Annotated in this window: 22 protein-coding genes and 1 pseudogene; 19 read left to right on the plus strand and 4 right to left on the minus strand. The window is 63.2% G+C overall.

Going from position 1 to position 25,877, the window contains the following annotated elements:
• Positions 1-40: 40 nt before the first annotated feature.
• The 5 genes and pseudogenes from DEM27_RS18075 to DEM27_RS18095 form a co-directional block, all read left to right on the plus strand.
• Positions 41-1,183 carry an acyl-CoA dehydrogenase family protein gene (locus tag DEM27_RS18075; RefSeq protein ID WP_109459651.1) on the plus strand — a complete coding sequence of 381 codons (1,143 nt, stop codon included), beginning with the start codon at positions 41-43 and terminating at the stop codon, positions 1,181-1,183.
• Positions 1,180-1,959 carry a 3-ketoacyl-ACP reductase gene (locus tag DEM27_RS18080; protein ID WP_109459652.1) on the plus strand — a complete coding sequence of 260 codons (780 nt, stop codon included), beginning with the start codon at positions 1,180-1,182 and terminating at the stop codon, positions 1,957-1,959. Before DEM27_RS18075 ends, DEM27_RS18080 begins: the two co-directional genes overlap by 4 nt.
• A gap of 9 nt (positions 1,960-1,968) precedes the next feature.
• Complete coding sequence (locus DEM27_RS18085) at positions 1,969-3,117, plus strand: dihydrodipicolinate synthase family protein (protein WP_109459653.1); 1,149 nt, start codon at positions 1,969-1,971, stop codon at positions 3,115-3,117.
• A 3-nt stretch (positions 3,118-3,120) separates the two neighbouring features.
• Entirely contained in the window at positions 3,121-3,975 is an 855-nt protein-coding gene (locus DEM27_RS18090) for a sugar phosphate isomerase/epimerase family protein (RefSeq protein ID WP_109459654.1), read from the plus strand.
• Positions 3,976-4,002: 27 nt separating this feature from the next.
• Positions 4,003-4,233: pseudogene (locus DEM27_RS18095) on the plus strand (electron transfer flavoprotein subunit beta/FixA family protein); the annotation flags it as partial.
• 157 nt (positions 4,234-4,390) lie between these two features.
• Here the strand turns inward: DEM27_RS18095 and DEM27_RS18100 are convergent.
• Entirely contained in the window at positions 4,391-5,899 is a 1,509-nt protein-coding gene (locus DEM27_RS18100) for an FGGY-family carbohydrate kinase (RefSeq protein ID WP_109459655.1), read from the minus strand.
• A 302-nt stretch (positions 5,900-6,201) separates the two neighbouring features.
• Here DEM27_RS18100 and DEM27_RS18105 point away from each other — a divergent pair, with 302 nt between their 5' ends.
• From DEM27_RS18105 to DEM27_RS18135, 7 genes are all read left to right on the plus strand, one after another.
• Complete coding sequence (locus DEM27_RS18105) at positions 6,202-7,581, plus strand: ABC transporter substrate-binding protein (protein ID WP_165823474.1); 1,380 nt, start codon at positions 6,202-6,204, stop codon at positions 7,579-7,581.
• 99 nt (positions 7,582-7,680) lie between these two features.
• Positions 7,681-8,577: a carbohydrate ABC transporter permease gene (locus DEM27_RS18110; protein WP_109459657.1), complete on the plus strand. Its 897-nt coding sequence runs from the start codon at positions 7,681-7,683 to the stop codon at positions 8,575-8,577.
• Positions 8,577-9,431 (plus strand): carbohydrate ABC transporter permease, encoded by an 855-nt coding sequence (locus tag DEM27_RS18115; RefSeq protein WP_109459658.1) that lies wholly within the window; start codon positions 8,577-8,579, stop codon positions 9,429-9,431. Before DEM27_RS18110 ends, DEM27_RS18115 begins: the two co-directional genes overlap by 1 nt.
• A 10-nt stretch (positions 9,432-9,441) precedes the next feature.
• Entirely contained in the window at positions 9,442-10,440 is a 999-nt protein-coding gene (locus tag DEM27_RS18120) for a zinc-dependent alcohol dehydrogenase family protein (RefSeq protein ID WP_109459659.1), read from the plus strand.
• Between the two features lie 5 nt (positions 10,441-10,445).
• Positions 10,446-12,218, plus strand: coding sequence for a glycerol-3-phosphate dehydrogenase/oxidase (locus tag DEM27_RS18125; RefSeq protein WP_109459660.1), 1,773 nt, complete (start codon positions 10,446-10,448; stop codon positions 12,216-12,218).
• A complete protein-coding gene (locus DEM27_RS18130) occupies positions 12,215-13,216 on the plus strand; it encodes a beta/alpha barrel domain-containing protein (protein ID WP_109459661.1) in 1,002 nt (333 codons plus the stop codon). The genes DEM27_RS18125 and DEM27_RS18130 overlap by 4 nt, the downstream gene beginning before the upstream one ends.
• A gap of 21 nt (positions 13,217-13,237) precedes the next feature.
• Positions 13,238-14,311 carry an ABC transporter ATP-binding protein gene (locus DEM27_RS18135; protein WP_109459662.1) on the plus strand — a complete coding sequence of 358 codons (1,074 nt, stop codon included), beginning with the start codon at positions 13,238-13,240 and terminating at the stop codon, positions 14,309-14,311.
• A 23-nt stretch (positions 14,312-14,334) separates the two neighbouring features.
• Here the strand turns inward: DEM27_RS18135 and DEM27_RS18140 are convergent, their stop codons facing one another.
• Positions 14,335-15,171 (minus strand): DeoR/GlpR family DNA-binding transcription regulator, encoded by an 837-nt coding sequence (locus DEM27_RS18140; protein WP_165823475.1) that lies wholly within the window; start codon positions 15,169-15,171, stop codon positions 14,335-14,337.
• 120 nt (positions 15,172-15,291) lie between these two features.
• Here DEM27_RS18140 and DEM27_RS18145 point away from each other — a divergent pair, with 120 nt between their 5' ends.
• The 4 genes from DEM27_RS18145 to DEM27_RS18160 all read left to right on the plus strand — a co-directional run bounded on the left by DEM27_RS18145 (position 15,292) and on the right by DEM27_RS18160 (position 20,121).
• Entirely contained in the window at positions 15,292-16,719 is a 1,428-nt protein-coding gene (locus DEM27_RS18145) for an aldehyde dehydrogenase family protein (RefSeq protein ID WP_109459664.1), read from the plus strand.
• Between the two features lie 62 nt (positions 16,720-16,781).
• The gene (locus DEM27_RS18150) at positions 16,782-17,774 is read left to right on the plus strand and encodes a phosphotransferase family protein (RefSeq protein WP_109459665.1); all 993 of its coding nucleotides are present in this window, start codon (positions 16,782-16,784) and stop codon (positions 17,772-17,774) included.
• The gene (eno, locus tag DEM27_RS18155; RefSeq protein ID WP_109459666.1) at positions 17,771-19,048 is read left to right on the plus strand and encodes a phosphopyruvate hydratase; all 1,278 of its coding nucleotides are present in this window, start codon (positions 17,771-17,773) and stop codon (positions 19,046-19,048) included. Before DEM27_RS18150 ends, eno begins: the two co-directional genes overlap by 4 nt.
• A gap of 137 nt (positions 19,049-19,185) precedes the next feature.
• Entirely contained in the window at positions 19,186-20,121 is a 936-nt protein-coding gene (locus DEM27_RS18160; protein WP_109459781.1) for an ABC transporter substrate-binding protein, read from the plus strand.
• Between the two features lie 44 nt (positions 20,122-20,165).
• On the opposite strand, the gene DEM27_RS34060 is transcribed toward DEM27_RS18160, so the two are convergent.
• On the minus strand, positions 20,166-20,336 hold the full coding sequence (locus DEM27_RS34060; protein ID WP_165823476.1) for a hypothetical protein: 171 nt from the start codon (positions 20,334-20,336) through the stop codon (positions 20,166-20,168).
• 51 nt (positions 20,337-20,387) lie between these two features.
• Here DEM27_RS34060 and DEM27_RS18165 point away from each other — a divergent pair, with 51 nt between their 5' ends.
• Complete coding sequence (locus DEM27_RS18165; protein ID WP_245445909.1) at positions 20,388-21,893, plus strand: sugar ABC transporter ATP-binding protein; 1,506 nt, start codon at positions 20,388-20,390, stop codon at positions 21,891-21,893.
• Between the two features lie 77 nt (positions 21,894-21,970).
• A complete protein-coding gene (locus DEM27_RS18170) occupies positions 21,971-22,963 on the plus strand; it encodes an ABC transporter permease subunit (RefSeq protein ID WP_245445930.1) in 993 nt (330 codons plus the stop codon).
• A 212-nt stretch (positions 22,964-23,175) separates the two neighbouring features.
• On the opposite strand, the gene DEM27_RS18175 is transcribed toward DEM27_RS18170, so the two are convergent.
• Positions 23,176-24,051, minus strand: a complete 876-nt coding sequence (locus DEM27_RS18175; RefSeq protein WP_109459668.1) for a LysR substrate-binding domain-containing protein — start codon at positions 24,049-24,051, stop codon at positions 23,176-23,178.
• A 115-nt stretch (positions 24,052-24,166) separates the two neighbouring features.
• Here DEM27_RS18175 and DEM27_RS18180 point away from each other — a divergent pair, with 115 nt between their 5' ends.
• Entirely contained in the window at positions 24,167-25,819 is a 1,653-nt protein-coding gene (locus tag DEM27_RS18180) for a Na/Pi cotransporter family protein (protein ID WP_109459669.1), read from the plus strand.
• Positions 25,820-25,877: the final 58 nt, after the last annotated feature.

The following is a 25,877-nucleotide window of genomic DNA, read 5'->3' on the forward strand; positions in this document are numbered from 1 at the left end:
ATGTATGTAACTAGATAGTTACTATATTGGAGGATTGCCGGTGTATCTCACACAAACCCAAGAACAGGTGCGCGATATGGCGCGCACCTTTGCCGATGAAATGATCCGTCCGATTGCCGAAGAGCTGGACCGTGAAGAAAGCTTCCCGGCCGATCTCTATGCGGAGATGGGCAAGCTCGGGCTCTTCGGGATCGGAGTGCCGGAAGCGCTCGGCGGCCCCGGCTTCGATACGCTGACCTATGCCGTCGTCATGGAGGAGGTGAGCCGCGGTTATGCTTCCGTTGCCGACCAGTGCGGCCTGATCGAACTCATCTCGTCGCTGCTGGTGCGGCACGGCACGGAACGTCAGCAGGCCATGCTGCCCGACATCCTCTCTACGCGATCGAAAGTGGCCTATTGCATCACGGAACCGGAGGCAGGAACTGACGTTTCCGGCATCCGCACCACGGCGGAGCGCGACGGAGACGGTTGGCGTCTGAACGGCGGCAAGATCTGGATCCATAATGCACCGGTGGCCGATTTCGGCTTCGTGCTGGCGCGCACCGACAGGGAAGCCGGAAACCGCGGCATGTCGATCTTCATCGTCGACCTGCATGCGACAGGCATCGAGCGCGGCCCCAAGGAGCACAAGATGGGTCAGCGGGCCAGCCAGGTCGGCGCGCTGAACTTCAACGATGTGCGCCTTTCCGCCGATGCCCTGCTCGGCACGGAAGGGCGCGGCTTCCATATGATGATGTCGGTGCTCGACAAGGGCCGTGTGGGGATCGCCTCGCTGGCCGTCGGTATCGCACAGGCTGGCCTTGAAGCCGCACTTGAATATGCCGGCACGCGAAAACAGTTCGGCAAGGCCATCGCCGATTTCCAGGGTGTGCAATGGCTGCTCGCCGACATGGCGAAGGATATCGAGGCCGCCCGCCTGCTGGTCCACTCCGCCGCCTCGAAGATCGACAGCGGTGCGGATGCGACGAAAGCCTGCTCCATCGCAAAATGCTTCGCCGGCGACATGGCGGTGCAGCGCACGGCCGATGCCGTGCAGGTCTTCGGCGGTTCCGGTTATATCCGCGGCTTCGAGGTCGAACGGCTCTATCGCGACGCCAAGATCACGCAGATCTACGAGGGTACGAACCAGATCCAGCGCATGATCATCGCTCGCGAACTTCTGAAGAAGGGCGCACGGGCATGAGCGCCACGCCCGTCCGCCCGGTCGCGCTCGTCACCGGCTCCTCGCGCGGCATCGGTCTTGCCGCCGCAGAGGCTCTGGCACGGCAGGGTTTCGCCGTCGCGGTCAACGGACCGGCGGAGGATGCGGAACTGTCGGCGGCCGTCGCGCGCATCGCGGCCCTCGGCGTTCCGGCCGCGGCCGCGCCGTTCGACGTGGCCCGGATCGACGGGCATGACGCCGCCCTTGCCGGCATCGAGGCAAGGCTGGGGCCGCTGACGACGCTCGTCAACAATGCCGGCGTCGGCGTTCTCAGGCGCGGCGACATGTTGGACGTCTCGGAAGAAAGCTGGGATCGCTGCTTCGATGTCAACGCGAAAGCCGTGTTCTTCCTCAGCCAGGCCTTTGCCCGTCGCCTGCTGTCACGGCAGCGCGCGCCGCTGTTCCATTCCATCGTCAACGTCACCTCGTCGAACGCCGTTGCGGTCGCCGAGCAGCGCACGGAATATTGCGCCTCGAAAGCCGCCGCCGCGATGGTTTCCAAGGCGCTCGCCGTCCGCCTCGGGCGCGAGGAGATCGCGGTCTACGACGTCCAGCCCGGTCTCATCGCGACGGAGATGACCGCGCCGGTCATCGATACCTATCGCGAACGGGCGGAGCAGGGCCTGACCCTTTTCCCGCGTGTCGGATCGGCAGACGATGTGGGCACGCTGATCGCCTCCCTCGCTTCAGGGCGGCTTCCCTACACAACCGGTCTGTCGATCCCGGCCGATGCCGGCATGCTCGTCCCGCGCTTCTGAGGTTTTCCCATGAAAATTGCCCTGCCCGATACCGTAGGCCGCCTTGCCGATTACACGCTGACCGGAACGCCGATCGCGGCGGCGACGCTCGGCGCCAACCCGGCGCGGGTCGTCTATTCCGCCGCCCATGTCGTCGCCGATCCTTTCACGGCCAGCGATCCCTCCGGCCGTGCCGCGGTCGACTGGGGGAAAACGATGGAATTCCGCCGCTATCTCGCCGGCCTCGGCCTCGGCATCGCCGAAGCCATGGATACGGCGCAGCGCGGCATGGGGCTCGACTGGCCAGGCGCGCTGGAACTGATCCGCCGTACCCGCGAGGAACTGCCCGATGCGCTGGTTGCCAATGGCTGCGGCACGGATCATCTCGATCCCGCGACCGTCACGAGCCTGGACGATGTTCGCCGTGCCTATCTGGAGCAGGCAGCGGCCATCCAGAAGCTTGGCGGCCGCATCATCCTCATGGCCTCGCGCGCGCTGGTGCGGGTCGCCAAGCGGCCTGAAGATTACATCGGCATCTACTCCGACGTGCTTGCCGCCTGCGACGAGCCGGTGATCCTGCACTGGCTGGGGGACATGTTCGATCCGCAGCTTGCCGGCTATTGGGGCAATACCGATTTCGACCCGGCCATGCAGACGGCGCTCGCGGTCATTGAGGCGAATGCGGCCAGGGTGGACGGGATCAAGATCTCCCTTCTCGACAAGGACAAGGAAATCGTCATGCGTCGTCGCCTGCCGGCGGGCGTGAAAATGTATACGGGTGACGACTTCAACTACCCCGAACTCATCGAAGGCGACAGCGCAGGGTTTTCGCACGCGCTGCTCGGCATCTTCGACCCGCTCGCGCCGGCTGCGGCCTATGCGCTCGAACGGCTGGGTGAGGGCGACAAGGCCGGCTTCCGCGCCACGCTCGATCCGACCGTGCCGCTCGCCCGGCTGATTTTCCGCGCGCCGACCCAGTATTACAAGACCGGTGTCGTGTTCCTCGCCTGGTTGAACGGTTTCCAGGATCATTTCGTCATGCTGAACGGCGCGCAGGCCATGCGCCCGCTGCCCTATTTCGTCGAGACCTTCCGCCTGGCCGACCAGTGCGGCCTGCTGCGTTATCCCGAACGGGCGATCGAGCGCATGAAGAGGCTGCTCGCCCTCCATGGGGCATAGGCGATGCGCGACTTATCGACGGACCATTCTTCGCTCGCACTCAACACCGCGAGCCTCGGACACAATCTGGACGGCCACGGCGCAGGCTGGTCGCCGGAGCGGATCGTCGACGCCTGCGCGGCGCGGGGCTTCGGCTCCATCGTCTTCTGGCGGCGGGAGATCGGTTCGCGGGCGGTGGAGATCGGCGAGCGGGTGAAGGCGGCGGGCCTTTCCGTCGCCGGCCTGTGCCGGACACCGTTCCTCGTCGGGACCGAGGCAACGAACAGGCATACTGTCATCGATGGTGCGAAAGCCTCGATCGACATGGCGGCAGGTCTCGGCGCCGCCGTGCTGACCATCGTCGTCGGCGGCGTGCACCCCGATATGAAGGGCACGTCCGAAAGCCTGAAGATCGTCGCCGACCGCGCCGCCGAGATCGCGCCTTACGCGGCCGAACGCAATGTCAGGCTGGCGCTCGAGCCGCTGAACCCCGTCTATGCCGGGAACCGCTCATGCCTGACGACGCTGCGGGACGCCGTCGATATCTGCGAGGCGATCGGGGCAACGAACCTCGGCGTTGCTGTCGATGTCTACCATATCTGGTGGGACAGCGACCTCGATGCCCAGTTGCAGCGCGCCGGAAACCGGATCTTCGGCTACCACCTCTGCGACTGGCTTGCCGACACGCACGACGTGCTGCTTGACCGTGGCATGATGGGGGACGGCGTCGCCGATCTCAAGGCGATCCGCGCCGGCGTCGAAGGTGCCGGTTATGCCGGCCCCTGCGAGGTCGAGATATTCTCGGCAAATAACTGGTGGAAGCGTGATCCCGGCGAGGTTCTCGACGTGATGGTCGAGCGTTTCCGCACACTCTGTTGATCATTCCAGGAGAAGGCGAGGAAACTACTGGTCCCCGTCAAGCGCGTTGTCGATTACAACGTCAAGATCCGCGTCAAGGCGGATGGCTCCGGCGTCGAGCTTGCGAACGTGAAGATGTCGATGAATCCGTTCGACGAAATCTCGGTCGAGGAAGCGCTGCGGCTGAAGGAAGCCGGCAAGGCTTCGGAAGTCGTGGTGGTGTCGATCGGGCCGGCCAAGGCCGAAGAAACCCTGCGCACCGCGCTCATAACCGCCGCGCGGCAATTCTTGTCCAAGCTTCGGTTTGCCTGGCACCGCCTTGCCGGATTGATGCAAGGTTGATTTGCGATACTGGCGGCGCCTTTTGTCGAGCGGCGGGACATGCAAGCGCCGCTCGATGTGCCTGCTTTACGTCGCCGGGACAATGCGACCCATATCACAAGCGACCCCAGACAGGATCCAGTTGCTCGCGCAGAAGCGCGTAAACGTCTTTCCTGCGTGAAAACACATCAACAAGGCTGGCGTCCGGATGAATAACCTTCTCCACGCGGGTCATTGCGCGTGTGGCGGCTTTGAGATCCGGAAACAGGCCAGCCCCGGTTGCGGCAACGATGGCGGCGCCCAGGGCGCCGAGTTCTTTCGCTTCCGAAAGTTCGATCGGCAAGTTGAAAACGCTTGCGAATATATCGAGCCAGACAGGACTACGGGCTGCGCCGCCGGCGAAACGGATCGCCTCGGGCGCTTTGGATTGATTGGCCAAGAGCTTCGTCGTGTGATGCCAGTGCTCGATGGCGACGCCTTCAAAGACCGCGCGCACCATATGCGGCAAGCTGTGCCACGAAGAGAGGCCGATGAAACAAGCCCGGGCGTCAGCCCGGTCGAGCCGTCCATTCAGCCAGGGCAGGAAATAGACCGCAGGGTCATCCGGCGGAAGCGCGGCGGCGACATTGTTGCACCATTCGTAAATATCCCCAGGCGGCTGCTTTTTCGTCGGACCTGCGACGATCTCCCTTGCGAACCACTCGAACATGCTTGCCGACGTCGAACCGCCGTCCACGAGCACATATTCGCCAGGGCGCGGTCCGAGAAGGCTGGCAAGGATGGACCCGTCGGCCATGGGCCGGTCGACCATCAACTGGTTCAGCCCCCAGGTGCCGGCGATGATGTTGAGGCGCGTATCGTCGACGATGCCCAGTGCCAGAAGCATGGCAGGCCCGTCGGCATAACCGGCGCTGACCGGCGTGCCTTCGAGCAGGCCCGTTTCCCGGGCGGCTGCAGCGCTCACCTTGCCGGCGATCGACAGCGGCTCATGGAACTCGCCGCCGAACAGATGGCTCAAATGCGAAAGTTCCGTCAGTTGCAGGACGGCGGGCGTAAAGCTGCGACCGGACTGGTCGATCAGGCTGCCGGAGGACGCGTCGCTTACCTCCAGCCCCGCCTTTCCCGTCAGACGAAGTCGCAGAAAATCCTTGCAAAGCAGGACATTGCGCGCCCGAGCCATGGTTTCGGGCTCGTTCCGCTCCAGCCATGCGAGAAGCGGCAGCGGTTTGCCCGCCCACAGCCGCTGATGCGTCAGGGCTATATGTTCATACCCCTTGCCGGCTTTCATCCACTCCGTGACGATGCCGGCGGCGCGCTGGTCGGACGAGAGGATCGCGGGCCGAACGGCGTTGCCATTTCCATCGGTGAGGAAAAGGCCGTTGCCAAAGCCCGTGAGGCCGACGACGGCAACGTCGCGCGGATTGATCCCGCCGCGCGCGAGGACGGTTTTAACGCCCGAGCGAAGCACCTGCCACATGGCGTCCGCATCGCGTTCGCAATAACCCGCCTTCGGGCGCGATGGCGTTATGATCTCACCGGCGCTCGCCAGTTCTCTTCCCCGCAAATCGTAGGCGGCGACTTTGACGGCGGTTCCGCCTGCGTCGAGAGCGATGATCGTTTGCATTTCTGCTCCTCCGTTCAACGTAAAATTATCTTTCTTTTTCGAAAGTTACAACCACTCTCATGCGAAAGGGCATTTTTCTTTTCCGAACGATCATCGGAAGATGATATTATCTAAATATCTGTATATGAATGAAAATTAAGAAATTATCACTTTCATTGGTGCCGGTTCTCTCCAAGCTTGCTTTTGAATTGAAAAGATATAGACTTTCGAATAGGAAGGCTTCCGAGGCGGAAACGATGGGTAGGATCGGCGCCTTGCGCGGGCGCCGACGGCCCGTTCGAACGTTCCAGGGAGGAAAGTCTATGCAGAGAAGGCATTTTACGCGCCGCGCGACATTGAAGTCGCTGCTGGCGGCGACGGCACTGGTGGCGTGTGTTCCGTCTGCGGGCGCGCTTGCGGCGGAATTCGACTGGCGCCAGAAGCAGGGTACGGAAATCAATATCGGCTTCTCGGCGCATTCGATGTCGGATGCGCTGATCGCCATGTTGCCGGAATTCGAAAGCGCGACAGGCATCAAGGTCAATTATGAAGTTGCGCCGGAGAATGATTTCCGCGTGAAACTGAACGCGCAGCTTGCCTCCGGCGACGGCTCGGTCGACATTTTCATGACCGGTCCTTCCACCAACTGGGAATATGCCGCCGGCAAGTGGATCGAGGATCTCCAGCCTTTCGTGGACGATCCGGCGCTGACGGACCCGGCATGGGATTTCTCGGATTTCTTCGGCAACGCGGTCGACGTCAACCGCTGGACGGGCGAGGAGTTCGGCGGCCTCGGCAAGGGGCCGCTCTACGCCATCCCGATGAACGAGGAAGGCTATTCGCTGACCTATCGCAAGGACGTGCTCGAGAAGGAGGGAATCAAGGTTCCCGAGACGTTGGACGAATTGATCGCCGCCGCGCAGAAGCTCAAGGGCGTCGAATTCGACGGCAAGGTGCTGGACGGCATCGTGGTGCGCGGTCAGGAATTCTGGCCGACGCTGATTACCGGTTATGGCAGCGTGCTGGCCGCCTATGGTGCGACGGACCTGAGGGCGGACGGCACTTCCGCTGCCGACAGCCCGGAAGCGATCGAGGCGACGCGCAAGTGGATCGAACTGCTGAAGGCCGGGCCGGCCGACATCGCCTCCTATGGCTGGGAACAGGCGCAGGCGCATTTTGCCGCCGGCAATTCCGTTTTCCTGCTCGATGCCGACCATATGGCCGAAGTGTTTGAAAACCCGCAGAAGAGCCAGGTGGCCGGCAAGGTCGGTTATGCGCTTGCCCCCTCCGGTCCTGCTGGCCGCGGCTCGGGCATCTGGCTCTGGTCGCTCGGCATCAATGCCTTCTCGGATAACAAGGAAGGCGCGTGGCTGTTTATCCAGTGGGCCTCGTCAAAGGCGATCATGGCGCGCACAGTGCCTTACGGCAATATCAACCCGACGCGCCGTTCGGTTGCCGAGGGGCCGGAGATGACGAAATACGTCGCTACCTGGGGCAACTATAACAAGGTCTGGACGGAAAACCTCGAGAAATATGCCAAGTGGCGCTGGAACCCGTCGACCAGCTTCTCGGAAGCCGGGAACCGGTGGGCGCTTGCCGCGCAGAAATCCTTCACCCTCGGCACGGATCCGGCCGAGACCCTGAAGGCGGCCGCCACCGATATCAATGCCGTGATGGAACGGGTTCGCGCCGCGGCGCAATAATCGCTGCGCTCCTTTCCAAGCATCGCCCCGCCGCATCTCGGCGGGGCCTTAGAGGCGCCTTCGCCTTGACCGTCATCTTCAATTGAACTGGATCGACCCATGCAGCCCACGCGGAAGGACCGACGAAGCCTGTTTTGGACGGAAAGCCGGCTTGCGCTGCTCTTCGTCCTGCCGGGGCTGCTGCTGATGGCCGGCGTGATGTGGCCTTTCCTGCAGGGTGTGCGCTGGTCCTTCAGCGACTTCACGCTGACCCGCCCGGATGCCTTGCGTTTCAACCGCGGGGCCAACGTCGCCGCCGTCTTCAAACCCGGTACGCCAGAGTTCGCGGCGCTTGTCGTCACCCTCAAATTCGCGGTGAGCTGCGTCGCCGTTCAGACGGTCGTCGGCTTTGCCGTGGCGCTGCTCCTCAACTGGCCGGCGCGCTGGACCAAGGTGTTCCGGGTTCTGGTCATCATGCCCATGCTCGTACCGCCGATCGCCGCCACGATCATGTGGAAGGTCATGCTGATCGAGCGCGGGGTCATCAACTACCTCCTGCAATCGATCGGCCTGGGCAGCGTCAACTGGTTCGGCAACCCGACCATGGCCTTCTGGTCGATTGTGCTGATCGACACCTGGATCTTCACGCCATTCGTCATCCTCATCATGCTGGCGGGCCTGCAGTCGGTTCCCAAGGAAATCCTCGAGGCGTCCCATGTCGACGGGGCAGGGTTCTTCGCGAGGCTGACGCGCATCTACATCCCGATGATGAAGCCCTTCATCGTGCTCGTGGTGCTCTTCCGCGGCATCGATTGCCTCAAGATGTTCGACGCGATCTGGTCCTCCACCAAGGGCGGGCCGGTCGGTTCTACCAAGAACCTGCACGTCTTCGCCTATGAGCAGGGCATCAACTATCTCAATTTCGGCCGGTCCATGGCGGCGCTCTTCATTCTCTGGGTGCTCTGCTACGGACTTTCCATGGCCCTCCTGTCGATGCGCCGCGCGAGGAACGCCTGATGACCGCCACCTCTCCCATTCGCATCGTCAACCGGCGTGAGCGCCTGCGCGGTGCTGCGGTCTTCGCGGCGCTGGCGCTCTGGACGTCGTTCGCGCTGGCGCCGATCGCCTGGATCGTCCTGATGAGCTTCAAGCAGGGCAGCGACATCATCGCCTGGCCGCCGAAATTCATCGACTTCACGCCGACGCTCGATAATTTTCGTGCCGTGCTGACGCTGCCGGACTTTCTGGCACCCTTCCGCAACACGCTGATCGTGACGCTCGGTTCGGTCGCTCTCAGCCTGCTGATCGGCTTGCCGGCAGCCTATGCCATCGCCCGGATGCGCCTTCCGGCGCGCGAGCATATCGCCTTCTCCTTCGTCAGCCTGCGCTTTGCGCCAGAGCTGTTCGTGGTGTTGCCGCTCTTCGTGCTCTATCGCACGCTTCAGCTCAACAATACCTATCTCGGCCTGATCATTGCCTACCAGCTCGTATGCTTCCCGCTGATCGTCTGGCTGATGCGCTCCTTCTACGAGGAGATCCCGCGCGAGATCGAGGAGGCGGTCGCGGTCGATGGCGGCTCGATCTGGACGAAGTTCCGCATCGCCACGCGCATGTCTCTGACCGGTATCCTCGCCAGCGCCGTACTCGCTTTCATCTTCTCGTGGAACAGCTACGCGCTTCCGCTGGTCCTGGCCGGAAAGAATACGCAGGTCATCACCGGCGCCATCCTCGGCTTCATGAAATTCGCCGACGTCCAGTGGGGCCAGATGGCGGCGGGCACCATCATCGCCATCGTGCCCAGTCTCGTTTTCACCGCGCTTCTCGTCGGCCGCATGGTCGATGGCATGACTGCCGGCGCGGTCAAGGGGTGAGGAAACCGATATGAAAGCACTTGTCTTCAAAAGCATCGGTCATTCCGCCATTGAGGATATCGCCGATCCGAAGCCCGGCCCGAACGACGTTCTCATCGCAGTGGCGGCGACCGGTGTCTGCCATACCGATCTCGATATCCTGCATGGTCGCTATCTCGGCGCCTATCCGGTGGTACCCGGCCATGAGATCGCCGGCACGGTGGTGGACGTCGGCGCGGCTGTCACGTCGATTGTCGTCGGCGCCCGCGTCGCCGTCGATCCGCTGATCACCTGCGGTCGGTGTGACGCCTGCCGTAAAGGGCGTCCAAGCCTCTGCACCGATCTCAAGGCTTACGGCGCCACGTCGAACGGCGGCTTTGCGCCGCTGGTCGCCGTCGATGCCCGCAATGTCCATCCGATCGGCGACCTGCCGTTCCATATCGCCGCGCTCGCCGAACCTTTCGCCTGCGTCATGCATGGCATCGACCGGACGCGCACCACGCCGGGCGCCAGCGCTATCATCTTCGGCGCGGGACCGATCGGCCTCATGATGATGATGGGGCTCAATGCCCGGGGTGTGACCGACGTTACCATGGTTGACCTCGAGGAAAGCCGCCGCCGGCGGGCGGTCGAACTCGGCGCGGCCATGGCTGTCGGCCCGGATGGTGCGGAGAAAGTCCGGCAGAGCCGGCGCTCCGACATCGTCATCGACTGCACCGGTGTCGTGTCCGTCTGCGAGCGTATGCCGGTATTTGCCGCCGACGGGGCGACACTTCTGTTCTTCGGCGTCTGCCCGCCGGGTGTGAAGGCGGGTTTTGCTCCTTTCGAGATTTTCCGGCGGGAACTTACGCTCGTCGGCAGCCATTCGCTCTCCGGCAACATTCCCGACGCGCTCTCCGTGCTCCAGGGCCTCGGCGCACGCGCAGAATCGCTCGTGTCGCACCGCCTGCCGCTGGAAGCGATTGCCCGCCACATGCTCTCACCCGTCAAGGAAGGCACCATGAAGATCCAGTTCTCGGCGGAGGCCTGATCGCCATGTCCGCGGCTCGCTCCTTCGCAACCAATCTGCCGCCCCGGGCGACCGCGCTTGCCGCCGTGCAAGCGATGCGCGACATCGACGTGCTGGTGGTGGGCGGCGGCATCAACGGCGCGGGCACGTTCCGCGATCTCGCCTTGCAGGACGTCGGCGTCCTGGCCGTCGATCGGGTCGACTGGGGCGCCGGTGCCTCCATGGCCTCCTCGCGCATGGCGCATGGCGGCCTGCGGTATCTGGAAAACGGTGAATTCCGGCTGACCGCGGAAGCGACGCGGGAGCGGAACCGGCTGTTGCGAGCCGCCGGCCACATGATCCGGCCGCTTCCGATGGCCATTCCGTTCTTTTCCCATGGCGCCGGGCTGCTGACGTCGGTGAAGCGGGTCCTCGGGTTTTCCGCCTCATTGCGCGAACGCGGTTTCGTCATGGCGGAGATCGGTCTTCTTCTCTACGACTGGTTTGGCCGGTTCGACCGGTCGACGCCGCTCCATCGCGCGATGCTTTCGCGCGGCGTGCGCCGTCTCTTCCCCGCGCTGCACCCTGCGGTGCGCGCCGCTTCGGTCTATTACGACGCGGTGATCGACGCTCCCGAGCGTATCGCCGTGGAAATGATCGCCGAAGGTCTTGACGCATCGCCGCGCAGCATGGCGCTCAATCATTGCGCCCTCGTCGCGATCCAGGGAAGCGACGTGGTGCTTCGCGACGAAATTTCGGGGCGCTGCTTCACGCTGCGGCCGAAAGTCGTCGTCAACGCCGCCGGCGCCTGGATCGATCTTGCCAACGGCGCGCTCGGCATCGATCGCCCGCTGATGGGCGGCACCAAGGGCTCGCATATCGTCATCGACCATCCCGGACTGTTCAAGGCTCTATCCGGCCATGGCATGATCTTCGACGATGGTGCAGGACGGGTTTGCATCATCTACCCGATCCGCGGCAAGGTGCTGCTCGGCGCGACCGATATCCCGGTGGAAAACCCCGATCTCGCTCATTGCTCGGAGGACGAGGAGGATTATCTCCTCGCCGCCGCCCGTGTCATCTTCCCGAAGATCGATTTCGGCCGCGAGCATGTCGTTTTCCGTTTCTGCGGTGTCCGCCCCCTTCCAAAATCCGGCGCGACAACGCCCGGAGCGGTGAGCCGCGACCACGCGATCGCCATCTTCGAGCCGGAGGGTGATCGATCCTTCCCGATTCTCAATCTCGTCGGCGGCAAGTGGACGACCTTCCGGGCTTTTTCCGCACAGGTCTGCGAGGCCGTCATGCAAAGGCTCGGCTCGGGCCGGAGCGTCGATACCGGCGACCGTGCCGTCGGCGGCGGGCAGGGCATGGCGCAGGCGCCGGCCCGTCAGGCGCTCGCCCGGTCGCTCGCCGATCGTCACGGCCTTTCACCGGAGCGAAGCGAGGTGCTCGTCAACCGCTACGGTGCGGGCGCACAAGCCGTCGCCGCCTTTCTCGCGGAGGGAACCGACGCGCCGCTGGCCGACGCGCCGTCCTACAGCGAGCGCGAAATCCTGCGGCTTGTGCGCTGCGAAATGGCAGCGAGCGTCGAGGACATCATCTTTCGCCGCACGACGCTCGCCATCGACGGCATGCTTTCGACGGCAATGCTCGAACGCATCTCGGCCATCCTTTGCGAGGAGACCGGCGGCGATCCCGCGGACGGACTTCGCGACCTCTCCCATCTTATCGAGCGCCTTCGCATCCGCCATGCGGTGCAAAGGTTGCGAGACTGCCCACCACCCCCGTCACATCTCAATACATTGGAACAACGACCATGACACGCCTCGACGAAAAACTTGCCCGCATCGCCGCCGATCCCGCCGGTTCGAAGGAATTCATCATCTGCGACGCCAAGGATTCCGACATGGGGTTCGGGCTTGCCCATGGCGGTGCGATGCGCGACCAGGACGGCAACGAGAACGGTCGTATGCGCAGCCGCGAGATGTTTCTCGAACAGGTCCGGGCGATCGTCGAGCAGGATATCGTCGATCTCATCCTGCTCAGCGTCAGCAACATGGAGCAGCTTGCCACGCGCGAAAAGCTGTTCGACACGTCGGACATCGCCGTCGGCATCCGTGCCAACGACACGACCGACGCCTGGGCGTTGCGCAACGCTGCCTATCGCCAGGTGCCCTCCATGCCGTTCCGCACGGCCGAGATTGCCGACTGCGTGAGCAGCGAGGGTGCCCGGCGCGCCGACATCGGACTTTACTCCATCACTTTCAACAACGATGCGGAAGCGGATCGCGACTCCCTGGAGTCGTTCCGCGACTTCCGCAGGGAGGCGGTGGCTGCCGGCTTCCCCTATTTCCTGGAAGTGTTCAACCCCAATCTCGAACAGGGGCTGACGCCGGAGGGCATGCCGTCCTATGTCAACGACTGCATCATCCGCAGTCTCGCCGCAGTCCCGCAGAATGCCCGTCCGCGCTTCCTGAAGGTCGTCTATAACGGACCGCGCGCCATGGAGGAGCTGGCGGGCTACGATCCGAACCTTATCGTGGGTGTCCTCGGCGGTGGTTCCGGCACGACCTATGACTGCCTCAAGCTGCTGCACGACGCCAAGAAGTACGGTGCACGCATCGCCCTCTTCGGCCGCAAGATCAACCTTGCCGAAGATCCGCTCGGTATGATCCGCCAGATGCGGCTTGTCGCCGATGGCGAGGTTTCGCCGACCGAGGCCGTCAAGGCCTACCATGCCGGTCTTGCCAAGCTGAACACCACACCGTTCAGGTCGCTGGAAGACGACCTTCGCACCACCGATCCCGTGCTGATGTAGGCCGGAGGCGAGAACCGTATCATGACGCAACTGACGCTCGAATCCTGCACAAAGACGTTCGGTGCCCTGACGATCCTTCACGGCATCGACCTGGAAATCGAACCCGGCGAATTCATCGTCTTCGTCGGCCCGTCCGGCTGCGGCAAGTCGACACTGTTGCGCATGATAGCCGGCCTTGAGGAGATCAGCACCGGCGTGATGCGGTTCGACGGCCGGATCGTCAACACCGAGACACCATCGGACCGGGGCATCGCCATGGTGTTCCAGTCCTATGCGCTCTATCCGCACATGAGCGTACGGGAGAATATCGGTTTCGGTCTGAAGCTTGCCGGCCAGCCGCGCGCGGCGATCGATGCGGCGGTGGAGAAGGTGGCAGTCATGCTGCAGCTGACCTCCTATCTGGACCGCCTTCCCAAGCAGCTATCCGGCGGGCAACGCCAGCGCGTGGCTATCGGCCGCGCCATCGTGCGCAATCCCTCGGTCTTCCTGTTCGACGAACCGCTCTCCAACCTCGACGCGGCGTTGCGCGTGGCGACCCGTGTCGAGATCGCGAAACTTCATGCGCGCATGCCGGGGACGACGATGATTTATGTCACCCATGATCAGGTGGAGGCGATGACGCTTGCCGACCGCATCGTCGTTCTCAATGGGGGACGGATAGAGCAGGTGGGCAAGCCGCTGGAGCTTTACGAAAAACCGGCCAATCTCTTCGTCGCCCGCTTTATCGGTTCCCCGGCGATGAACGTCCTGCCGTGCGCCATCGACGGAGAGGGCCGGGTTGCGTTGCCGTCGGGCGATCTGTTGACCGTCTGGCGTTACGGCCGGAGCGGCGCCGGCCATGCGGGCGTCCGGCCGGAGGACGTCGTCGTCCGGGACGACGCGCCCATCGCGGGGCGGGTCGAACTCGTCGAACAGCTCGGTGAGGTGCAGCTCCTGCATGTCGATGTCGGCACGGACGAGCCGATGATCGCCAAGGTGGCGCGCGATGCCCGCTTCCTGGCCGGCGATACCATTCGCCTCGGGGCCGAGCCGCGGCATTGGCATGTCTTCGATGCGGATGGCCGCGCCATTGCACCGCAACAGGTCGCGCCGTGATACCTGCCAGCCGCGTCTCGACCCTACATTTCCGGCGCCTTGGTTGCAGGAAGGGCATTGCGGAAGGTCGCGCCGGCCTCGCGGATCTGCGTGATGAGGGCCTCGTCGACGAAGCCCGCCGTCAGGAAGCTATCGACATCCTCCAGTCCGCAAACATGGGCAAGCGTCCGACGGCCGAACTTGCTGGCATCCGCCACGACGATGACCTGATGGGCAGCCTGCACGATGACCTGCTTGATCGACGCTTCCGGCAGGTTCGTCGTGCTGATACCGAAGTCCGGATCGACGCCGTTGCAGCCGATGAACGCGATGTTGGCGGTGATGTTGCCAAGGATCAGCGTCGCCATCGGCTCGACGAGGGAATGCTGAAGCGGGCGCAGGCTGCCGCCCGTGACAACGGTCATGATGCGGGGATAGGCCCTCTCCAGCGTCAGTGCGATATTGATGCCGTTGGTGAAGGCGGTGACGTTGGTCAGGTCCGCTCGCTTCACCAGCGCCTCGGCGATCGCCATGGTGGTGGTGCCGACGTCCAGGATGATCGTATCGTTGCTCTGCACGATATCTGCGGCCGCCTCGCCGATCGCGCGCTTTCCGGCTTCCTCGCTGGTGCTGCGCGCCTCGTAGGGCGTTTCGGAATAGGGCACCTGGCCGCGCAGGATGCCGCCGCGCACGCGGCGCAGGCCATGGTGTTCCTTGCTCAACGCGTCGATATCCGTGCGGATCGTCACCTGCGAAACGCCGAAAAGCTTGGCGAGTTGCTTTACCGAGGCGAACTGCTCGGTATCGACCATCTTCGCTATGCGCTCGCGGCGCGCTTCGATGTCCAGCGATTCCGCGTCGTTGTCTTGGGCCATCATCATTCGTGCCGAAGCACGCTCCTTTTTAAACGGAAAGTGTCTTCTTTTTCTTTCGAAAGACACTGATGCGCAAGCGCTCATCGCTTCGCACAGGCACATGTGAACAATTTAACGGAGGAAGCCATGTCACATAATCTTCAGTTCTATATCGACGGCCAGTGGGTCGATCCGATAAAAGCCAATGCATTCGACGTCATCGATCCTTCCGACGAGCAGCCCTTCGCGCAAATCTCGATAGCTGGTCAGGCTGACGTCGACAAGGCGGTCGCTGCCGCCAAGCGCGCGTTCCGCACCTTCGGCCGTACCACGCCGCAGGAGCGCCTGGCGCTTCTCGAACGCGTTATCGCCGCCTACAAGCGCCGCCAGGACGATCTTGCCGAAGCGATTTCGCGGGAAATGGGTGCGCCACGCTCCTTTTCCCGCGATACGCAGGTCTGGATCGGGCTCGCCCATCTGGAAAAGATGGCAGAGGTGCTGAAGACCTATTCCTTCGAGGAGCGCAAGGGCACGGCTCTCATCACCAAGGAGCCGATCGGCGTCGTCGGCATGATCACGCCCTGGAACTGGCCGCTCAACCAGATCACCTGCAAGGTCGCGCCGGCGCTGGCGGCGGGCTGCACGATGGTGCTGAAGCCGAGCGAGATCGCGCCCCTCGATGCGATCATCTTCGCCGAAATCATGGACGAGGCCGGCGCTCCGGCCGGTGTTTTCAATCTCGTCAACGGTGACGGAGCGACGGCCGGCCAGGCGCTCGCCAGTCACCCGGATGTGGATATGATGTCGTTCACCGGTTCCACGCGCGCCGGCATCCTCGTCGCCAAGGCCGCAGCCGACACGGTCAAGCGGGTGCATCAGGAGCTTGGCGGCAAATCCGCCAACATCCTCTTCCCGGATGTCGATTTCGAGGACGCCGTCACCAAGGGCGTGGCTGGCTGCTTCCTCAACAGCGGGCAATCCTGCAACGCGCCGACGCGCATGTTCGTGCCGCGCGACCGGCAGGAGGAGGTGATCGCGCATGCGCGTAAAGCTGCCGAGAGCTATGGGGTCGGGCCGGCCAGGCAGGATCCAAAGCTCGGCCCAGTCATCAGCCAGGTCCAGTTCGACAAGATCCAGGACCTCATCGAAAGTGGCGTCCGCGAAGGTGCGACGCTGGTGGCCGGCGGTGCCGGCCGGCCCGATGGCCTCAACAGCGGCTACTTCGTCCGTCCCACGGTGTTTGCCGACGTGACGCCGGACATGCGCATCGCCCGCGAGGAGATCTTCGGGCCGGTCCTGTCGATCCTGCCCTACGATACGGTCGAGGAGGCGCTGGAGCGGGCCGACGACACGGTCTATGGGCTCGCCTCCTACATCCAGTCCCGCGACCTGGAGAAGGCGCGGCACGCGGCCCGGCAGATGCGGACCGGAAATGTCCACATCAACTATCCCGCCTGGGACGCGGGGGTCGCCTTCGGCGGTTACAAACAGTCCGGCAACGGGCGCGAATATGCCGAGTTCGGCCTCGAGGACTTCCTCGAGATCAAGGGCATTCTCGGCTACGACGCCGCCTGATCTCCATCCGCCGGGCGCCGCCTGCCGGCGCCCGGCCATTTCCATCGCGTTGGGGAGAGGTCATGGTCGACCCCGAATTTGCCGCCGTCCTGCAGAAAATGGGCCTCGTCACTCCGGGCACGCTGCTCATCATGCAGCCGCTGACCGGGGGCGTCGCCTCCGATATCGTGCTTGTGGAAGCGCCGGGGCGCCGCTTCTGCGTGAAGAGAGCGCTCGCCCGGTTGAAGGTGGCCGCCGTCTGGGAGGCGCCGATCAGCCGCAATGCCGCCGAAGCAGCCTGGCTTCGCCGCGCGAGCGGCTGGGTTCCTGGGGCCGCCCCGGCGATCCTCGGCGAGGACGTGGCATCGGGCACCTTCGCGATGGATTACCTTCCCGCCGAAACGCATCCTGTCTGGAAGGAGCAACTGCTGGCGGGAAAGGTCAACCCAGCCTTTGCGGGCGCTGTCGGCCGGAGCCTTGCAACCATTCACGGCCAGAGTGCCGCTGATCCCTCGGTTCCCGCCGCCTTTGCCAATGACGATACTTTCGAGGCAATCCGTATCGAACCGTATCTGCGGGCCACAGCCCGGGCACATACCGATCTTTCCGATGCCCTCGAACGTCTCGCGCTGCGGACACTCTCCACCAAGCGGGCGCTGGTGCATGGCGATGTCAGCCCCAAGAATATCCTGTGCGGCCCTGATGGGCCGGTTTTCCTCGATGCCGAATGCGCCTGGTTCGGCGATCCTGCATTCGATGTCGCCTTCTGCCTCAACCATCTTCTCCTCAAGGGTGCGCGAGAGGGGGGCAACAAGACCGATCTTGCGTGCGCCTTCGACGCCTTTCTCGCCGCCTATTTTGCATGGGTCGACTGGGAGGATGGAGCGGAACTCGAAAGCCGTGCCGCCGCGCTCCTGCCGGCGCTCTTTCTTGCCCGTGTCGATGGCAAGTCGCCGGTCGAATATCTGCAAACCGATCGGGAGAAGGAGCGCGTGCGCACCTTCGCGCGGCCGCTCGTCGCCAGCCCGCTGCCCCGACTTTCCCAAATTTCCGACCTCTGGAGAACCACCGAATGAGCACTATCCGAAGCATACACGCCCGCCGTATCTGGGATTCGCGCGGCCGCCCGACGGTGGAAGCCGAGGTGACGCTGGCGGACGGGGCGACAGGCCGCGGCATTGCGCCCGCCGGCGCCTCCCGCGGCACGCGCGAGGCCATCGAACTGCGCGACGGCGGCGACCGGCTCGGCGGTCTCGATGTGTCGCAGGCGCTCGCGGGCATCCGCGATGAGATCGCGCCGGCCCTTCGGGGGATCGATGCGCTGAAGCAGGAAGAGGTCGACGAGCGGCTGATCGGGCTCGACGGAACGGTGAACAAGGCTCGCCTCGGCGGCAACGCCACCGTGGCCGTATCGCTGGCGGTGCTGCATGCGGCTGCGGCGAGCAGCGGAATGCCGCTCTGGCGCTATTGTGCCGGCGGGCAGCCTGTGAGCATTCCTCTGCCGGAGATCCAGATATTCGGTGGCGGCGCGCATGCCGGCCGGCGGACCGACGTCCAGGATTTCATGGTCGTTGCCCAGCGCGCGCAGAGCTTTGCCGAGGCGCTGGAGATCACGGCGGAGATCTACCGTGCGGCGGGTTCGCTGATGGCAGAGCGCGGCCGCCTGCAGGGTGTTGCCGACGAGGGCGGCTGGTGGCCCGCCTTCGACAGCAACGAAGAGGCGCTCGACGCCCTCGTTTCGGCCATAGAACGCGCTGGCTACACGCCGGGGCACGAAGCGGCAATCTCCCTCGACATCGCCGCGTCCGAATTCGGACGCAACGGTCGCTATCGCCTCGCCATGGAAGACCGTGAACTCGACAGCGACGGCATGGCCGAATACCTGCTGCGCTGGTGTGAACGTTACCCCATCGTCTCCGTCGAAGATCCGCTGGCGGAGGATGATCCGGATGGTCTTGCCCGTTTCACCGCCTCTGTCGGCGATCGCATGCAGGTGATCGGCGACGATTTCCTCGTCACCAACGCGAACCTCGTGGAACGGGCAGCCGCAAACGGCAATGTCAATGCCGTGCTCATCAAGGTCAACCAGGCCGGAACCGTCAGCGAGGCGAAGGCAGCCTGCGCGGCGGCGAAACGCGCGGGTTTCGGCACGATCGTTTCGGCGCGGTCAGGCGAGACGGAGGATGTGGCCATCGCCCACCTCGCCGTCGGCTGGGACAGCGGACAGCTCAAAGTCGGGTCCTTCGCCCGCTCCGAGCGCATGGCGAAGTGGAACGAAGTCCTGCGCATCGAAGAACAATTCGAGGCCGGAAGCGTCGGTATACGCGATGTCTTCGGGAGGGGGAAATGACGGTTGACGCTTCGGCTTTGTCAACCGTGCAGAAAAGCACCGGCGCCGACCCGATGTGCCTAAGCCTCGGATCGGCCAGCCGGGAGCTGGAACAGGCGCGCATTCCGCGCACCTATCAACAAGGAGGAGTCAAAAGCATGAAATCGAAATTGCTCGCCGCAGCCCTGTTCGGTGCGGTCGCCATCGCCTCACCGGTTCACGCCAAAATGCTGTCCAAGATCGGCGTTTCCGTCGGCTCATTGGGCAATCCATTCTTCACCGCGATTGCCCGCGGCGTCGAAACGGAAGCAAAGAAAATCAACCCGGACGTCAAGGTGACCGTCGTTGCCTCGGACTACGATCTGTCGAAGCAGATGCAGCAAATCGACAGCTTTGTGGCCGCCGGCGTCGACGTCATCGTTCTTGACGCAGTCGACCCACGGGCACTGGGCGCGGCCATCAAGCGGGCTCAGGCGGCCGGAGTTTTCGTCGTCGGAGTTGATGAGGAAGCAGAGGGCGAGGACGCCATCTTCATGACGGATAACGTCGCTGCGGGCGAAATGTCCTGCCAGTATATCGTCGACCGTCTCAACGGACAAGGCAATGTGGTCATCATCAACGGCCCTCCGGTTTCCTCTGTCGTCGCGCGGGTCAAGGGATGCAATGCAGCGCTGGAAAAAGCGCCGGGCATCAAGATCCTGTCAAGCGACCAGGATGGCAAGGGATCTCGCGACGGCGGCCTCGCCGTGATGCAGGCGCTCATGGTGCGGTTTCCAAAGATTGACGCCGTTTTCGGTATCAACGATCCCTCGTCGATCGGCGCTTCGCTGGCCATGCGCCAGGCGAACCGTGACGATTTCTTCATCACCAGCGTCGATGGCTCGCCCGATGTTGAAGAAGCAATCAAGGATCCCGCCACAAAAATTCATGCTTCAGCGTCTCAGGATCCATACGAGATGGCTGTCCGCGCGGTCAGGGCAGGCAACGATCTGTTGAACGGGAAGCGCCCCGAACGGGTGAAAACGCTGATCACGCCAACCTTGATCACGCCGGAAAATATTTCCGATTTTCATGGATGGAGCAGTTCCAGGTAGTCGACTTCGCCGGCAGTGACATTTCCGCCGCCGGCGATTTCTGCTCAAACTCCTGAAGCGTTTCCGGTGAGTCCGGTCACCGGAAACGCTTCAGGGAATTGTTTTGACGGAATGATCCGGGGCGAGGCGATCTCGCCCGGCTGGAACTCCTCCAGCGCGACGAAATGGCAATCCCACCATGCATGCATATCGAACGTTTTCTGCGACTTCGCCACCGAAGAACGGCAACCCGCTCCACAAAGTTCCTTTCCGACAAGGTGACCTCGATGACCATGGCAAGCAGTTCCTATCTGAGAATGGAGAACGTATCGAAGACATTCGGGCGAGCGCAGGCGCTGTCGAACGTCTCGCTCGATGTTCGCTTGGGCGAAATTCATGCCCTGATGGGTGAGAATGGTGCGGGCAAGTCCACACTCATGAAAATCCTGTCGGGCGCGTATCTTCCAGATGCAAACTCCGCGATCTACATCGACCAGAAACGCGTCTGGATCTCCGGACCCCATGCGGCCCAGGCGCTGGGCATTTCCATCATTTACCAGGAGCTGTCGCTCGCGCCGAACCTTACCGTCGCCGAGAACATCTATTTGGGGCGGGAGATCTCGCGAAGCCGGTTCGTCAGCCGTTCGGCCATGGAGGAGGGCGCCCGGAACATCCTCAAGAGGCTGAATGCCAATTTTGGACCGCGTGACAAGGTGGGACAGCTCTCGATCGCCGAACGGCAGCTCGTTGAGATCGCCCGCGCGCTGAACTTCAAGTGCCGGATACTGGTAATGGACGAGCCGACCACAACGCTTTCGGAACGGGAGACGGACAAGCTGTTCCAGCTCATGCGTCAGCTCCGGTCCGACGGGATGGCGATCGTGTATATCAGCCACCGGATGAACGAGGTCTACGAACTTGCGGACCGGGTTTCGGTGCTGCGAGACGGCACATATGTCGGAACCCTTGATCGCTCTGATATGGTTCCTGAAACCGTCGTGCGGATGATGGTGGGCCGCGACGTCAGCTCTTTCTACAAGAAGGGCCATTCCCCCGAAGGTGAAATGGGGACCGTCGCCGTTCGAGTCCAGGGGGTCGGCGACGGGCGGCGTGTCCACGAATGCAGTTTCGATGTTCACCGGGGCGAGGTGTTGGGCATCGCGGGCCTCGTCGGCGCAGGCCGAACCGAACTGGCCCGCCTGGTATGCGGAGCCGACCGCAGAGCGAGCGGGACAATCGAACTCGACGGTCGCCGGATCGACATCCGCTCCCCGCTGGACGCGCAGCGATCCGGCATCGCCTACCTTACCGAGGACAGGAAGCAATTGGGCCTGTTCCTTGACATGAGTGTGTCGGAGAACCTCAACCTCGATGTGATCGAGAGGGATTCGAAATTTGGCTTTCTCAACCGGATCGCAGCGCGCCGGCGCAGCAGGAAGGCCACCGAGCTTCTAAGCATCAAGGCAGCGTCTTCCGACGTGGCCGTGGGCAGCCTGTCGGGGGGAAACCAGCAGAAAGTGCTTCTGGCGCGGCTGCTTGAGACGAACCCGCGTTTCCTGATCCTCGACGAACCGACGCGAGGCGTGGACATCGGCGCCAAATCCGAAATCTACAAGCTCATCGACGACCTCGCGAAATCAGGCATCGCGATCGTCGTCATTTCGTCTGAACTCCCGGAAATCGTGGGCATTTGCGACCGGGTGATCGTCATGCGCGGGGGGCGCATCGCCGGGTCGCTCAAAGGCCCCGAGATCACCCAGGAAAACATCATGGAGATTGCGACCTCCGCCTGATCTCGATGGTGAGGTCGGCTTGAACTTTGAATTTGATGGGAACGGATATGACATCGCCAGACACTTCGACACAACAAATGCAGATCCGGAATCGCTCGGTTGGAGCCACGATACGGGCAATGGGAATGCTTCCCGTCCTCATTCTGATCGCACTGCTCTTCCAGGTCCTTTCCTCATACGCGGAGACGGGCGAGTCCTTATGGACAGCCGGCCGGTTTCTGACCGTCGGCAACCTCTCGATCGTCGCCCAGCAGGCGTCGATCAACACGGTTCTCGCCGCAGGCATGACGTTCGTCATTCTCACTGGCGGCATCGACCTTTCGGTCGGCTCCATCCTGGCCGCCTCGGCGATGTCCGCCCTGTTGGTCTCCCTCATGCCGGGTTTCGAGCACCTGGGCTTGCCTGCCTCCTTGCTGGTCGGCCTGGTCCTTGGGGCGATGAACGGCGCCCTCATCGCGTTCGCAAAACTCCCGCCCTTCATCGTTACGCTGGGGTCCATGACGGCGGTGCGTGGTTTTGCCCGCTTCCTGGGCAGCGACAATACGGTTTTCAACTCCGATCTCACTTTCGCATTCATAGGCAATGGTTCCCTTTTCGGCGTGCCATGGCTCATGATCATTGCTCTCGCGACGGTGCTGGTGTCCTGGGTCATTCTTCGCCGCACCGTTCTGGGCGTCCGAATTTATGCGGTAGGGGGCAACGCCGATGCCGCACGGCTGTCGGGGATCAAGGTCTGGTGGGTTCTTCTTTTCGTCTACGGCGTCTCCGGCCTCCTGGCCGGGCTCGGCGGGGCGATGTCGGCAGCCAGGCTGTATGCTGCAAACGGGCTTCAGTTGGGCCAATCTTATGAACTTGACGCAATCGCGGCCGTTATTCTCGGTGGGACCAGCTTCGTCGGAGGTGTCGGGTCGATCTGGGGCACCCTCATCGGTGCGATGATCATCGCGGTGCTGTCAAATGGCCTCATTCTGACGGGTGTAAGCGATATCTGGCAGTTCATAATCAAGGGGTTCGTCATCATCGGGGCCGTAGCGCTCGATCGTTACCGTGTTGCCGGTGCCCGCACCTGACGCCGGAATTCGGGTGGTTGCAGGGGGAATCCCAGGCTAAGGCATTTTCGGCGGCGTTCGCCGGGAATGCTGTTGATGTGTTAAGCATTCGGGTTCCGGCTCCGATGCTTTGCATGGATTCCCAGGTCGCAGGCCTTCAGCCTGCGGCGTTGCAGGCGGCGAGGTGCCGGCCCTCCATCATGGCGACGGTTTGCCTGAGCGAAACCTTGGGCTTACGCCGATGCGGGCGCAAGTTTGCGGGCAATGTCGAAGAATGCGCTCACCAGCTTGCCGTTGGCGCGCTCGCGAAGGCAAATCAGGGCCTCGTCCATCAGCATTTCTGGCGCGTCTATCTCGATCGGGATGAGGCGATTGTCCTGCCCGAATTCGGCAGAAGAGACAAAGCCTATCCCGCCACCCGCCGCGACGATCTCCCGAACGGCTTCGCGTCCTTCGGCTTCGATGAGAGGTGTAAGCGACGCGTTGCATTGCCGTGCCATCACCTCCAGTTTCTGGCGGGTCTTCGAACCCTGTTCACGCATGACCAGGGGGTGCTTCAAAAGCTCGGAAAACGAGATCCGCTTGGTATCGGCGAGAGGATAGTCGCGGCTCGCGAAAGCGATGATGGGCGTGGAATTGAGTTTCAGGATTTCGAAGTCGCTGGATTGCGGGATTTCTCCGAGGACGCCGATGTCCGCTTCGTAGGCGTGCAGGCTGGTGATGACGGACTCCGTGTTGCCGGCATCGATCGAGACCTGTACCGAGGGGTAGGCGCGACGGAAGGCGGCGAGGATGTGCAGGAGGTGGTGGGCGGCGTCGGCGACGATGCGCAGCCTTCCCGCGCGCAGTGCGCGCGATTCCGACAGGAGGTCGAGCGCCTGCTGCTCGATATCGAACATGCGCCGGGTGACTTCGAGAAGCTGTTGGCCAGCCTGCGTCAGCGTCACCTGTTTCTTGTTGCGGTTGAAGAGCAGGACATCGTACTCTTCCTCCAGTTTGCGCACCTGGTCCGAAATGGCGGGCTGGGTGAGAAACAGCGCCTCCGCAGCGCGAGAAAAGCCGCCGTGGATCGCCACGTTGTGAAAGGCGCGGAGTTGCACATAGCGCATGAAGGTCGGCTTTCTATAATATGAAGCTATGCGTTTATTAAAACTAACGATTTGATTTATGTAAAGCGGCAAAGGATAATTCGGAGATTTCCACTCTCTTTGCGGATCGCGCCCCATGACCCTTCCGGCCGTCGCCCTCGAACTTGCCGCCGCCACCGTCCTTCTGCTCTATGCCGTCAGTCTTGTGAAGAAGGGTGTCGAGGCGGCCTCGGGCGATATGGTGGCGCGCATCGTCGGCGGTGGCGGCGGGCGGTTGCGCGCCGCGTTCTACGGCTCTTTGGTGGCGATCGCCCTGCAAAGTTCGACGGCGGTCGCCATGCTCGCGGCCGGCTTTGCCGTCAGCGGTGCGCTGGCCCTCGATGCGGGGCTCGCGGTGCTGCTCGGCGCCGATCTCGGTTCGGCGCTGGTCGTCAAGATCCTCTCCTTCGACCTGCACTGGCTGGCGCCCCTCCTGATCGTCGGCGGTGGTCTCCTCCATCTGAAGGCGCGTTCGCGCAGGGCGGTGGAAGCGGGGCGCGGGTTGCTTGGCATCGGCCTTCTGCTGCTGTCGCTGCAGATGATCGGCCATGCGACGCTGCCGCTGGCGCAAAGCCCGCTGCTGCCGTCGGCCATCGCTTTCCTCGGCAAGGATGCGCTGACGGTCATGATCCTCGCCGTGGCCTTCACCTGGGCGTTGCATTCCAGCGTGGCGGCGATCCTGCTCATCCTGACCTTCGCAGCGAAAGGGATCGTGCCGCTCGATGTCGGCATTCCGCTGGTTCTCGGCGTCAATCTCGGCGGCGGGCTGATCGCCCTCTGGCTGACCCGTGGCCTGCCGGTCGAGGGGCGCCGCCTGCCATTGGGCAACCTCCTGTTTCGCGCATTGTTCAGTGCGGCGGCCTTCGCGCTGTTTTCGCTGCATGCGCCTTTCGACTGGCTGCCCGGCGATACGGTCGCCGGCAGGCTCGTCAACCTGCATGTCCTGTTCAACGCCGCGCTGGTTCTGATCGGGCTCGTCGGCTGCGGCCTGATGGGACGTCTCGTCCGGCTTCTCACGCCGGAGGCGGCAAGCGAAGGCGAACTGACGGCCCATGTCAGCGCCCTCGACCGCTCGCTGATCGACAAGCCGGCGCAGGCGCTCGCGGCGGCGGCGCGGGAGGTGCTGCATATGGGCAACCTCATCACCCGGATGCTGGAACCCGTCATGACGGTCATCCACTCGCCGACGCCGGAAGCGGTCGAAGCGCTGCGCCGCGTCGATGGCGATATCCACAGGGCTCACAGCGAGATCAAGCTCTATATCGCGGCCGTCAACCGCGGGGTGCTCACCGAGGCGCAGTCGCGCCGGGGCATCGAACTCACCGAGGCGGCGATCCATCTCGAATATGCCGGCGACGTCGTCGCCAAGAGCCTGCTGCAGATGGCCCAGGAGCGCCTCGACGGCGCAGGGGGCTTTTCGCCGCAGGGCTGGCGGGAACTGACGCTGCTGCATGGCGCGGTTTTTTCCAACGTCCGGCTCGCCGCCAATCTGCTCGTCTCGCCCGACCCCGTCATCGCCCGCGAGATGGTGCGGCAGAAGGAGCATGTGCGCAGCCTCGTGGAGGCGAGCAGCAAGAACCATCTGGAACGCCTGCGGCAGGGTCTCGCCGCTTCCATCCAGTCCAGCGACATGCACCTGGAGATCGTGCGCGCGCTGAAGGAGGTCAATTCTCTGGTCACCACCATGGCCTATCCGCGTCTGCGGGAGACTGGCGACCTGCTGGAAAGCCGTCTGGTGCCTGCAGTCTAGGACCATAAATTAAATCGATAAATTTATACAAAAGAACGATTTTACAGATATGTCTTTC

This window comes from Rhizobium album (assembly GCF_003122325.1).
Lineage (GTDB): Bacteria > Pseudomonadota > Alphaproteobacteria > Rhizobiales > Rhizobiaceae > Metarhizobium > Metarhizobium album.